The 12,530-nt window shown below is 65.3% G+C and carries 7 protein-coding genes; 3 read left to right on the top strand and 4 right to left on the bottom strand.

Annotated features, from left to right (window positions below; genetic code table 11):
- The first annotated feature begins 1 nt into the window (after nt 1).
- Nucleotides 2-919, top strand: coding sequence for a pyridoxamine 5'-phosphate oxidase family protein (locus B5D62_RS01875; RefSeq protein ID WP_085932122.1), 918 nt, complete (start codon nt 2-4; stop codon nt 917-919).
- Here the strand turns inward: B5D62_RS01875 and B5D62_RS01870 are convergent.
- The 3 genes from B5D62_RS01870 to gltB all read right to left on the bottom strand — a co-directional run bounded on the left by B5D62_RS01870 (nt 888) and on the right by gltB (nt 7,683).
- The gene (locus B5D62_RS01870) at nt 888-1,337 is read right to left on the bottom strand and encodes a type II 3-dehydroquinate dehydratase (RefSeq protein ID WP_085932121.1); all 450 of its coding nucleotides are present in this window, start codon (nt 1,335-1,337) and stop codon (nt 888-890) included. The two genes, B5D62_RS01875 and B5D62_RS01870, sit on opposite strands and share 32 nt — an antisense overlap.
- Before the next feature lie 169 nt (nt 1,338-1,506).
- On the bottom strand, nt 1,507-2,958 hold the full coding sequence (locus tag B5D62_RS01865) for a glutamate synthase subunit beta (protein WP_085932120.1): 1,452 nt from the start codon (nt 2,956-2,958) through the stop codon (nt 1,507-1,509).
- Between the two features lie 78 nt (nt 2,959-3,036).
- Nucleotides 3,037-7,683: a glutamate synthase large subunit gene (gene gltB / locus B5D62_RS01860; RefSeq protein WP_085932119.1), complete on the bottom strand. Its 4,647-nt coding sequence runs from the start codon at nt 7,681-7,683 to the stop codon at nt 3,037-3,039.
- Between the two features lie 152 nt (nt 7,684-7,835).
- On the opposite strand from gltB, the gene B5D62_RS01855 reads away from it, so the two are divergent.
- A complete protein-coding gene (locus tag B5D62_RS01855; protein ID WP_085932118.1) occupies nt 7,836-8,120 on the top strand; it encodes a hypothetical protein in 285 nt (94 codons plus the stop codon).
- 23 nt (nt 8,121-8,143) lie between these two features.
- On the opposite strand, the gene putA is transcribed toward B5D62_RS01855, so the two are convergent.
- A complete protein-coding gene (gene putA, locus B5D62_RS01850) occupies nt 8,144-11,575 on the bottom strand; it encodes a trifunctional transcriptional regulator/proline dehydrogenase/L-glutamate gamma-semialdehyde dehydrogenase (protein WP_085933476.1) in 3,432 nt (1,143 codons plus the stop codon).
- 154 nt (nt 11,576-11,729) lie between these two features.
- On the opposite strand from putA, the gene B5D62_RS01845 reads away from it, so the two are divergent.
- Nucleotides 11,730-12,428: a TetR/AcrR family transcriptional regulator gene (locus B5D62_RS01845; RefSeq protein ID WP_218190908.1), complete on the top strand. Its 699-nt coding sequence runs from the start codon at nt 11,730-11,732 to the stop codon at nt 12,426-12,428.
- Nucleotides 12,429-12,530: the final 102 nt, after the last annotated feature.

Raw genomic sequence — 12,530 nt, 5'->3', positions numbered from 1 at the left:
CATGTCGCCGTTCCATGCCGACGAGTTGGCCGCCCAGTCGCTGTCCGGGCAAAGCGTACCCGGAGCCCCGATCCGGCCGTTTCTCCCCGAGCAGCATCGCGATTTCTTCCGGCTGCTCCCCTATCTCTTCGTCACGTCGACTGATCGCACCGGCTGGCCCGTTGCGTCGATGATCCAGGGTTCACCGGGATTCGTGCACTCTCCGGATCCAACCACACTGCGCATCGATGCGCTTCCGACGCTGAATGACCCGGTCGTCGCCGGATTGGAAGAAGGCCGCGACATCGGACTGCTAGGGCTGGATCTGTCGACCCGCCGACGCAATCGGGCGAATGGCCAAATCGCGCGGCGTGACATGGGCGGGCTGACCGTCGCCGTGAGACAGAGCTTCGGCAACTGCGCTCAATACATCCAGCTCCGTACGCCGAGCGTCCATCCGCGCCATCCGACACCGATACAGCCTCTCAATGGATTGGATGCGGCAAGTCGGGAGCTGATTGCGAAGGCCGATACGTTCTTCGTCGCCAGCCGCTCGCGCCCGGAGATCCATCAGAGCGGTGGCCTGGATGTTTCTCACCGCGGCGGGCAGCCGGGGTTCGTCGACATCCAGGGGGACACGCTGATCATCCCCGACTTCCGCGGCAATCGATACTTTAACACGCTCGGCAACCTGCTGGGGGACCCGCGTGCCGGGCTGCTGTTCATCGACTTTGCAACGGGCGAGTTGCTGCAGTTGCAGGGCATCGCCAGCATAGACTGGACAGGGCCGGTGCCATCCATGCTCTCCGGTGCCGAGCGTGTCTGGCGAGTCCGGATCGAGCGCGGCTGGCGGCAGGCCCAGGCGCTGTCCTTCGACTGGAGCTTCGGCGGCTATGCGCCGACCACTCTCAGGACGGGGACCTGGCGGACGACGAATTGAGAACCGACACCATCGCCTCGAGCGCCAGGACGTAGGAGTCGACACCGAAGCCGGCAATGAAACCGACCACGGCTTCGGCCGTGATCGAACTGTAGCCTCGCTTCTCGATGTTCGTCATATGGATCTCGATGGCCGGCGCCCGGATGGACCGCAGGCAATCGCGCAGGGCATGGCCCGCATAGAGGAAGCCGGCGGGATTGAAGAGGACGCCGTCGACCCCTTGGCGGTCGCCCTTGTAGATCGCCGAAACCGCTTCGCCCTCGGTATTCGTATAAAGAATCTCCAACTCGATCCCGAGGTCACGGGCCCGCCGCCGCACGATCGAATTCAGTTCCTTGGCGGTGGTCGTGCCATAGAGCTCCGGTTGCCGCGTGCCCAGATACTCCATGTTAGCGCCCTGTATGAGCAGGAACTTCATCACATCCCCAAGTCACAGCACGGCGTCCCACACGCCACTTGGAAGGGATACTAGAACAAGTCTCGGTTGAACGGCACTATTCCTCGCACGCAATCAGGCGCTGCTTTCGGCATAGTGTGACTATCGCACTATCACTATCGTGTTAGGCGTCACGACCGCACAAACAACGTCAGCGCGGCAAATTCGTTTCGCCCATGAGGAATTCGTCGATGGAGCGCGCGCATTGCCGGCCCTCACGGATCGCCCAGACGACCAGCGACTGTCCGCGCCGCATATCGCCGGCCGCAAACAACTTCGGGACCGAGGTCTTATAATCCTGCACGGTGGCAGCGACATTGCCTCGCGCATCCAACGCCATCCCGGCCTGCTCCAACAGGCCATTCCGCCGGGGACCCAGGAAACCCATGGCGAGCAGGACAAGGTCCGCCTTCAGGGTGAAAGCGCTGCCCGGCACTTCCTGCATCGTCGTGCGGCCATCGGCGCCCTTCACCCCCTCGAGTCGAACGCATTCCAGGCCCTCGACCTTGCCGTTGGAGCCGACGGCGCGCTTGGTGAGCACGGCAAAATCCCGCGTCGCCCCCTCTTCGTGGGACGACGAGGTGCGAAGCTTGAGCGGCCAATCGGGCCAGGTCAGTGCCTTGTTCTCTCTCTCGGGCGGCTGCGGCATGACTTCGAGCTGCGTTACCGAGGCAGCCCCGTGCCGGTTGGACGTGCCGACGCAATCCGAACCCGTGTCACCGCCGCCGATCACCACGACATGCTTGCCCTTGGCGCTGATCGTGCCTTTGGGCGCGGCGCGTGCCTCGTCGTCTCCGGCGACCCGCTTGTTCTGCGGAACGAGGAAATCCATGGCGAAGTGGATGCCTTTGAGTTCGCGCCCCGGCACCTCGAGATCGCGTGGCCATTCCGCACCGCCGGTAAGGGCGACAGCATCATAGCCTTCGAGCAGCGATTTCACGGACAGCGTCGAGCCGACCTCGACACCGGTCCTGAATTCCACGCCCTCGCCCTCCATCTGCCGCATGCGGCGATCGATCAGGGTCTTTTCCATCTTGAAGTCGGGAATGCCGTAGCGCAGCAGGCCGCCGATGCGATCGGCCTTCTCGAACAGGGTGACCGAATGGCCGGCGCGTGCAAGCTGCTGACTGCAGGCAAGGCCCGCCGGACCGGATCCGACCACGGCAACGCGCTTGCCGGTTTTCCTTGTCGCGGCCTGGGGCTGGATCCAGCCCTCCTGCCAGCCCCGATCGACGATCGCGCATTCGATCGATTTGATCGTGACCGGATTGTCGTCGATGTTCAGCGTGCAGGCCGCTTCGCACGGCGCCGGGCAGATACGGCCGGTGAACTCCGGAAAGTTGTTGGTCGAATGCAGCACTTCGAGCGCCGCCTGCCAGTGATCGCGGCGTACCAGCTCGTTCCATTCGGGAATGATGTTGTTGACCGGGCAGCCGTTGTGACAGAAGGGCACGCCGCAATCCATGCAGCGCGCCGCCTGCTGCCGCATCTCGTCAGCCGGCAGCGGCTGCACGAATTCCTTCCACGTCTTGAGCCGCGCTTCGACCTTCTCGTAAGGCCGGTCCTTGCGCTCGATCTCCAGGAAGCCGGTCGGAAGACCCATGGCTGTCTCTACTCCCCTAAACTGTCATCCTGAGCGCGGCGAACGCCTCTTGGGGTCGCTCGCCACGATGAGACGTCCTTATTCCGCTGCTACCGCCTGCGCGGCCGCCCGCTCCCGCGCCTGCATCAGGGCGCGTTTGTAATCCTTGGGCATGACCTTGACGAAGGACGGCAAGGCCCGCTCCCAATCCTCCAGCAGTTCGCGGGCCCGCGCGCTGCCGGTGTGGAGGTGATGGCGCTCGATCAGGATGCGCAAACGCTCCGCATCGAAGCGCAACACGTCGCCCATGCCGTTATCCTCGACGTCCTGGGCGCGCTGTCGTGGCCGTCCCGGATCGTCGAGCGGGGCGTCGGAAAGCCCACTCACCGATTCCAGTTCGACCATGGCGGGATTGCACAGATCCTTGAAGCGCGCCTTGGGGTCATAGACATATGCGACGCCACCGGACATCCCGGCCGCGAAGTTGCGACCGGTATCCCCCAGTACCACGACGATGCCGCCGGTCATGTACTCGCAGCCGTGGTCGCCGGTACCCTCGACGACACACACCGCGCCGGAGTTGCGCACTGCGAAGCGTTCGCCGGCAACACCTTCGAAATAGGCCTCACCGCCGATGGCACCATACAGCACCGTGTTGCCGACGATGATGTTCTGCAGCGGGTCACGCTTGCTGCCGAGGGGCTGACGCACCACGACCCGGCCGCCAGACAGGCCCTTGCCGACATAGTCGTTCCCGTCACCAGACAGTTCGAGCGAAACGCCGTGCGCCAGGAAGGCGCCGAAGCTCTGGCCGGCCGTACCGCTCAGGCGAATGGAGATCGTGTCCTCCGGCAGGCCGGCATGGCCATATCGCCGCGCGACCTCGCCCGACAGCATCGCGCCGACGGTCCTGTTGACGTTGCCAACAGGCAACTCGATCTGCACCGGCTGGCGATTCTCCAGCGCCGGCTGCGCCGCCTCGATCAGCTTGTGATCGAGCGCCTTATCGAGGCCATGGTCCTGGCGCTCGCTGTTCCAGATTGCAATGCCCGGCTTGGCCGGTGTGGCATAGAGCAGCCTGGAGAGATCGACTCCAGCCGCCTTCCAGTGATGGACGGCGCGACGCATGTCGAGGCGATCGACGCGGCCGATCATCTCGTTCAGCGTCCTGAAGCCCAGCCGCGCCATGATCTCGCGCAGTTCTTCAGCGACGAAGAAGAAGTAGTTGATGACGTGCTCGGGCTGGCCGGTGAAGCGCTTGCGCAGCACCGGATCCTGCGTCGCCACCCCGACCGGACAGGTATTGAGGTGGCACTTGCGCATCATGATGCAGCCCGCGGCGATCAGCGGCGCCGTGGCGAAACCGAACTCGTCAGCACCGAGCAACGCGCCGATGGCGACGTCGCGCCCGGTGCGAAGGCCGCCATCGACCTGCACCGCGATGCGACCGCGCAGGCCGTTCAGCACCAGCGTTTGCTGAGTCTCGGCCAGTCCGATCTCCCAGGGCGAGCCGGCATGGGTGAGCGACGTGAGCGGCGAAGCGCCGGTCCCGCCTTCGTAGCCGGAGATCGTCACATGGTCGGCGCGTGCCTTGCTGACACCGGCGGCAACCGTGCCGACGCCGACCTCGGAAACCAGCTTCACCGAGACACGCGCCTTCGTATTCACGTTCTTGAGGTCGTGGATCAGCTGCGCCAGATCCTCGATCGAGTAGATGTCGTGATGCGGCGGCGGCGAGATCAGGCCGACGCCCGGCGTCGAGCGTCGCACGCGCGCGATGTTCTGGTCGACCTTGTGGCCTGGGAGCTGTCCTCCCTCGCCCGGTTTGGCGCCCTGCGCCATCTTGATCTGGATGTCATCGGCATTGACGAGATATTCCGCCGTGACGCCGAAGCGGCCCGATGCAACCTGCTTGATGGCCGAGCGCATCGAGTCGCCATTGGGCAGCGGCTTGAAGCGATCCGCCTCCTCACCGCCCTCGCCGGTATTCGACTTGCCGCCGATGCGATTCATCGCGATCGCCAGCGTCGTATGGGCCTCACGGCTGATCGAGCCGAAGCTCATGGCGCCGGTGGCGAAGCGCTTGACGATCTCGGACGCGGGCTCGACCTCCTCCACGGGAATGGACTTGTCGGCCCACTTGAATTCCATCAGCCCGCGGATCGTCAGCAGCCGCTCGTTCTGCAGGTTGATGTTCTCTGCGAAGGCCTTGTAGTCAGCCGAGGATTTGCCGCGCACCGCGTGCTGCAGCTTGGATACGCTCTCCGGCGTCCAGGCGTGATCCTCGCCGCGCAGCCGGTACGCATAGTCCCCACCGACATCGAGCATGGTGCGATAGATCGGATTGTCGCCGTAGGCGCTGCGATGGCGGCGCACTGTTTCCTCGGCGACCTCCTTCCAGCCCGCGCCTTCGATCGTGGTGGCGGTGCCGGTGAAGTACTTCTCGACGAAGCCGGAATGCAGTCCGACCGCGTCGAAGATCTGGGCGCCGCAGTAGGACTGGTAGGTCGAGATGCCCATCTTGGACATGACCTTCAACAGTCCCTTGCCGACCGCCTTGATGAAATTCTTCTGCACCTCGTAAGGCTTGAGCGGCAATCCGTTCTGGACGCGGATCTGCTCCAGCGTTTCGAAGGCGAGGTAGGGATTGATGGCCTCGGCGCCGTAGCCGGCGAGGCAGCAGAAGTGATGGACCTCGCGCGCCTCGCCCGTCTCGATCACGAGGCCGGTCTGGGTGCGCAATCCGCGCCGGATCAAGTGATGATGGATCGCCGCTGTTGCCAGCAACGCCGGGATCGGAATACGCTCGGCGGAAACGGCGCGGTCCGACAGGATCAGGATGTTGCGATCGGCGAGGACAGCATCCGTGGCCTCGGCGCAAACTCGGTCGAGTGCCTCCTCGAGGCCGGCCGCGCCTTCCGAAGCCGGCCAGGTCGTGTCGATGGTGGCTGTGCGGAAGGCACCATCCAGCAGCTCCTCGATCGAACGGATCTTCTCCAGTTCGGCATTGGTCAGTACTGGCTGCGCGACTTCGAGCCGCTTGTGGGTGCCGGCATGGCGCCCCAGCAGGTTGGGGCGCGGCCCGATCATCGACACCAGCGACATCACCAGCTCCTCACGGATCGGATCGATCGGCGGATTGGTGACCTGGGCGAAGTTCTGCTTGAAGTAGTTGTAGAGCAGCTTCGGCTTCTGCGAGAGCACGGCGATCGGCGTGTCGGTACCCATCGAGCCGATCGGATCGTCCGGCTCCTTGGCCATCGGCTCGAGGAAGAACTGGATATCCTCCTGCGTGTAGCCGAATGCCTGCTGGCGATCGAGCAACGTACCAGTGTCGTTGGACGGTGCCGGTGGCGGCGCCTCGGGCAGCTCCGACAATTCCTCGAGCTTGTACTGGGTCTGCTTTAGCCACTCCTCGTAGGGCGCGGCCTCGGCCAGACTGCGCTTGAGCTCCTCGTCCTCGACGATGCGCCCCTGCTCGAGGTCGATCAGCAGCATCTTGCCCGGCTGCAGCCGCCACTTGCGCACGATCTTCGATTCCGGAATCGGCAACACGCCGGATTCCGACGCCATGACGACCTTGTCGTCGTCGGTGACCAGGAACCGGGCTGGCCTCAGCCCATTACGATCGAGCGTGGCACCGATCTGGCGACCGTCGGTGAAGGCGATCGAGGCCGGGCCGTCCCACGGCTCCATCAGTGCCGCGTGATACTCGTAGAAAGCCTTGCGCTTGCCATCCATCAGCGGATTGCCGGCCCAGGCTTCCGGAATCAGCATCATCATCGCATGACTGAGCGAATAGCCGCCCGCCACCAGCAGTTCGAGCGCGTTGTCGACGCAGGCGGTGTCCGACTGGCCGTGCGGAATGATCGGCCACATCTTGTCGAGATCGGCGCCGATCAGGTCGGATTCCATCGTCCGCCGGCGCGCATACATCCAGTTGACGTTGCCGCGGACGGTGTTGATCTCGCCGTTGTGGGCGATGAAGCGGTAAGGATGCGCAAGCTTCCAGGACGGGAAAGTGTTGGTCGAGAAGCGCTGATGCACCAGGCAAAGCGCCGACTCGGTCAGCGGATTGCGCAGGTCGGTGTAAAAGCTCTCGACCTGATGGGCCAGCAGCAGGCCCTTGTACACCACCGTGCGCGAGGAGAAGGACGGCATGTAGAGCTGCGCGAGGCCGGGCAGCTTGTGCTTCTTCTCCAGCTCCACCAACGGATTCTGGGTCTGCTTGCGGATCGCGAGGATCTTGCGCTCGAAGGCATCCTGATCGGCGACCTTGGAGCCGCGGCCGACGATCGCCATCTTGATGACCGGCATCTTCTCGATGACGGCGGCACCCAGCCCGGTCGTGTCGATCGGCACGTCACGCCAGCCGATCAGCTTCTGGTGCTCGACCTTGATGAAATGCTCCAACCGCTTGACGGCGAATTTCCGGGCCGCCTCGTTCTGCGGCAGGAAGCACATGGCGACGGCGTAATGGCCGGGCGCCGGCAGGGTGACGCCGCTCCGGCTGGCCCAGTCGCGCAGCAGCGCGTCGGGGATCTGGATCATGCAGCCGGCGCCATCGCCCACCAACGGGTCGGCACCGACCGCACCCCGATGGTCGAGATTGACCAGGATCTGTAGCCCCTGACGCACGATATCGTGCGATTTCCGCCCCCGGATGTCGGCCACGAAGCCGACACCGCACGAATCATGTTCGTTGCGCGGGTCGTACAGTCCCTGTCTGTCAGGAAAATCGCTCAAATTCCTATGCCGCCCGGATGGACGGCTCCCCCCGAAAATACAACTCAGTCTTGGTTCTTCTTAGCCTGCCGAGACCGGGCGGGCAAAACCGATTGTTGCAACGCGAATGCCTCCTTAATGTAGTAAGAAGGTATCGCGAGTTCGGAGTAGAGATGTCGAAGCGATCGTTTGGCCGATTGGCGGAAGTCCTTGGCGGATTGGGGCTTTTTGCCCTGCTGGCGGCCTGTTCGAGCAATGCGAAGGAGGTCGCCTTCACGACGCCGGGCTGGTATCTGGAAAAACCTCGACTGATCTCGATCTGGGGCCCCCAGCTCTTCGGCGGCCCGTTCACCTACGATCAATGCGAAGCAGAGCGTATGAAGCTGCCGCAGACGACCTCCGACGAAATGCTGTGCGTCAACGAGCTGGTCAAGCCGGGCAAGTACGGACCTTATTAGCGGTTCAGACCAAAGCTGCGGCGTCAGCCGATCGCCATCAGACTGGCATTGCCGCCGGCAGCCGCTGTGTTGACGCTGAGCGACACCTCGTCGAACAGGAATTCCAGCGGATAGGGCGGGCAATGGACGGGGATCACGGCCCCATGCCGCTCGGCGAGCCGCCGATTGAGCGCCCGCAGCTCTTCCTCGCTGCCGTCGAACAGCGCCGCCGCGATCTGCGGATCGTCGACCTCCATCGTCGCCCGGTTGCCGGTACTCCGCACGGCATTGAGCTGGACCTGCAGCGCCGCCGGATCGTGCGCCACGCACAGGATGGTGCCCTTGGGCCGCAGCCGGTAAGTGTTGCGCTCGCCCACCGGCCCCGTGAGTTCCTGCTCCGTGGTCTCGACGGCGTGCAGGGGACGTTTCGACAGCAGTCGGAGAAGATAGAGCGGCCCGCCCGCCTTGGGGCCGGTTCCGGATAGCCCATGGCCGCCGAACGGCTGCACGCCGACCACGGCGCCGATCAGGTTGCGATTCACATACTGGTTGCCGGCGGCGCTGGCTTCGGTCGCCCGCGCCACCGTCTCATCGATGCGGCTGTGGACGCCGAAGGTCAGGCCATAGCCGGTCCGGTTGACCTCGCCGATCACCGCTTCCAGGCGCTGGCGCGGATAGCGCAGCACGTGGAGCACGGGGCCGAACACCTCCCCGGGCAGATCATCGACGGACGCGATCTCGATCAGGGTCGGCAGAACGAACAGCCCTTGCCCGGCCTCGGCCGGCAAGGTCGGCTGGTAGATCGCATGGCCCCGTTGCCGCATGCGCTCGATATGGTCGAGCAATCGCTTCTGCGCTTCGGCCGAGATCACGGGCCCGACGTCGGTCGACAGGCGGTCGGGATTGCCGACGGCCAGCTCCGCCATCGCGCCCTTCAGCATCGGCAGGACACGGTCCGCGATATCGTCCTGCAGGCAGAGGATGCGTAGCGCCGAGCAGCGCTGCCCCGCCGAATCGAAGGCGGAGATGACGGCGTCGCCGACGAGTTGCTCCGACAGCGCCGAGGAATCGGCGATCAGCGCGTTCTGCCCGCCGGTCTCGGCGATCAGGGGAATCGGCCGTCCGTCCCGTCCGAGGCGCTCGGCCAAGGTCTTCTGGATCGAGCGCGCCGCCTCCGTCGAGCCGGTGAAGACCACGCCCGCCACGGCCGGATTGCCGACCAGATGGGCGCCCACAGCGCCGTCGCCGGGCAGAAGCTGGAGCGCGCCGGGTGGCAAGCCGCCGCCGAAGAAGAGCTTCACCATCTGGGCGGCGATCAGCGGCGTCTCCTCCGCGGGCTTGGCGATTACCGCGTTGCCCGCCGCCAGTGCCGCGGCGATCTGGCCGGCGAAGATCGCGAGCGGGAAGTTCCAGGGGCTGATGCAGGCGACGATGCCCAGCGGGTGATGCAGCTCGTTATCGAAGCCGCGCGCCTGGGCTGCGTAGTAGCGCAGGAAATCGACGGCCTCGCGCACTTCGCCGATCGCGTTGGCGAAAGTCTTGCCCGCTTCGCGCACGATCAGGCCGATGAGCTGCGGCATGCGCGCCTCCAGCCGCTCGGCGACGCGTTCCAGGCACTCGGCGCGCGCCTCGGGAGAGGCGTGCCAGGGCAGCGCGCGGGCGCAGGCGGCATCGACCAGCTCGGGCGTCGCCTCGACCACCGTACCGACCAGATCGCGACGGTCCGCCGGATTGAACACTTCGCGCGCCGCACTTTCACGCAGCCCGTCGCTCAGGACCGGCGCCGCGTACCAGATCTCGCGCGTGCTCGCCCTCACGGCCACCGCGAGCGCTGCCAGTCGGTGCTCGTCGGCGAGATCGAGGCCGGCAGAATTGCGGCGCTCGCTACCGAACAGATCGCGCGGCAGGACGATGCGTTCGTGCGGCGCGCCGACCGGGTCGAGTGCCGCCGCCCGCGCCACCGGATCGGCCAGCAAGGCATCGATCGAGAAGTCGGGATCGGCGATCTGGTTGACGAAGGAGGTGTTGGCGCCGTTCTCCAGCAGCCGCCGCACGAGGTAGGCGAGCAGCGTCTCGTGCGTTCCCACCGGAGCATAGATGCGGCAGGGCCGGCCGAGTTTTTCCGCGCCGACCACTTCCTCGTAGAGGCTCTCGCCCATGCCATGCAGGCACTGGAATTCGTATTGGCCTACCCGGTAGTCGGGCCCCGCCATGGTGTAGATCGTCGCCAGCGTCAGGGCGTTGTGGGTCGCGAATTGCGGATAGACGGCGTCGGGCGCCGCCAGCAGCTTGCGGGCGCAGGCGATGTACGACACGTCCGTGTGCATCTTGCGCGTGAAGACGGGATAGCCTTCCAGCCCGTCGAGCTGGGCGCGTTTGATCTCGCCGTCCCAGTAGGCGCCCTTGACCAGCCGGACCATCAGACGATGCCCGCTGCGGCGGCCCAGATCGATCAGCCAGTCGACCACGAAGGGACACCGCTTCTGATAGGCCTGCACCACGAAGCCGATGCCGTTCCAGCCGGCCAGCTCGGGTTCGAAGCAGAGACGCTCCAGAAGATCGAGCGAGATCTCCAGCCGATCCGCCTCCTCCGCATCGATGTTCAGGCCGATATCGACGGATCTCGCCTGCACCGCCAGCGCCTTGAGGCGCGGATAAAGCTCGGCCTGGACGCGCTCGATCTGGGCCCGGCTGTAGCGTGGATAGAGGGCTGACAGCTTGACCGAGATGCCGGGGCCTTCGTAAGGGCCGCGGCCTTCTCCGGCGACGCCGATGGCGTCGATCGCGCGTCGGTAATCCTCCAGATAGCGCTCGGCCTGCGCCGCCGTGACCGCCGCCTCGCCCAGCATATCGTAGGAATAGCGAAAGCCGCGCGCCTCCCAGGCGCGGCCGTTCTCCAGCGCCTCGTCGATTGTTTGGCCCGAGACGAACTGCTCGCCCATCAGGCGCATGGCCAGGTTGACGCCGCGCCGGATCAGCGGCTCGCCGCCGCGCGCGACCAGCCGCGTCAACGCCGCCGACAATCCACGTTCGCTGTGGGTCGAGGCCAGCCGGCCGGTCAGCAGCAGGCCCCAGGTCGCCGCGTTCACGAACAGCGACGGGCTGTGGCCGAGATGCGCCTGCCAGTCGCCGCCGCCGATCTTGTCGCGGATCAGGGCGTCGCGCGTGGCGTCGTCGGGGATGCGCAGCAGCGCCTCGGCGAGGCACATCAGTGCCACGCCCTCCTGGCTCGACAGCGCGTATTCGTGGATCAGCCCCTCGACGCCGCCTCGCCCGGCCTTGCCGCGCAAGGCCTGCACCAGCGTCCGCGCCAGGCCCGTCGCCGCGCCCATGGTCTCGGCTGGCAGACGCGCCACGTCGATCAGCGGTGGCAGGCACTCGGTTTCGGGGCGTCGATAGGCGGACGTGATCGCGTCGCGCAATGGGGTCTGGGACCGGATCGACTCGGCGAAGGCGTGAAAAGGGGACGCGGTCATGTCGAGACGGTAGAGATGAGCCAACGACACCCGAATGACAAGGGCCGCCGAGGCCGCACACCCCTCTCGCTCGGCACGGATTTGCGGCTATGGTGCGCCACGACGGCCGGTTCGGCATCGGACGACCGGCAGGCCGCAATCGAAAGGCTCGAGTTTGTCTCTGGAACGGAAACCGCGACGCAAGGGCTCCCTCAAGGCCGAACAACGCGCCGAGATGATGGACCAGATCCTCGATGCGGCCGAGAAGCTGTTCTCGAAGCACGGCTTCTATGGCGTGACGCTCAAGGACGTTGCCAAGCTCATTGGTGTCCACCATACGCTGATCAATTACTACTTCGAGGACAAGAAGACTCTGTTCGAGGCGGTCTTCTCGCGCCGCGCCGTGATCACCAGCGAGCGCCGCCTGAAGATGCTCGACGAATACGACCGGAAGGCCGGGGACAAGCCCACGGTCGAGGGTGCCCTTCGCGCCTTCCTCGATACCGACCTCGACCTCTACACTGAAGGCGGCGAGGGCTGGCGCAACTATGGAGCCCTCGGCGCCCAGGTAGCCAGCACGCCGGAGTGGGGCGCCGAGATGATGGACCGGCACTTCGATCCGGTCGTGCTGCGCCTGATCGGCCTGCTCAAGAAGGCCCTTCCGGACTGCGCCGAGGAAGACATCTTCTGGGGCTATCATTTCGTGACCGGCTCGCTGATGCTGACGCTCGCGCGCACCGGACGGATCGACAAGCTGTCGGGCGGGCTGTGCCGCTCGGAGGATTATGCCGCGGTCAAGGAACGCATGGCGGCGTTCATGGCCGCCGGCTTCCTGGCCATCTGCAAGAACAGGAAAAGACAGCGCAAGACCTGACCGCGCGCGGCAGCGAGACGGGCACGAACGGCTTGCGGACTGAACGTTAATTCACTAGTGAGTGAATATAAGGAAGTCGATCGTGGGAGGGTCGGCTCGGTG

Origin of the sequence: Enhydrobacter aerosaccus (assembly GCF_900167455.1) — a bacterium.
Lineage (GTDB): Bacteria > Pseudomonadota > Alphaproteobacteria > Reyranellales > Reyranellaceae > Reyranella > Reyranella aerosaccus.
The sequence above is the reverse complement of the archived record's forward strand: the minus strand, read 5'-3'. Positions and strand labels throughout refer to the sequence as shown.

What these genes read in the sequence shown, in the direction of transcription:
- B5D62_RS01875 (WP_085932122.1), top strand. Translation starts at nt 2, where the DNA reads ATGTCGCCGTTCCATGCCGACGAGTTGGCCGCCCAGTCGCTGTCCGGG.
- B5D62_RS01870 (WP_085932121.1), bottom strand. Translation starts at nt 1,337, where the DNA reads ATGAAGTTCCTGCTCATACAGGGCGCTAACATGGAGTATCTGGGCACG.
- B5D62_RS01865 (WP_085932120.1), bottom strand. Translation starts at nt 2,958, where the DNA reads ATGGGTCTTCCGACCGGCTTCCTGGAGATCGAGCGCAAGGACCGGCCT.
- B5D62_RS01855 (WP_085932118.1), top strand. Translation starts at nt 7,836, where the DNA reads ATGTCGAAGCGATCGTTTGGCCGATTGGCGGAAGTCCTTGGCGGATTG.
- putA (WP_085933476.1), bottom strand. Translation starts at nt 11,575, where the DNA reads ATGACCGCGTCCCCTTTTCACGCCTTCGCCGAGTCGATCCGGTCCCAG.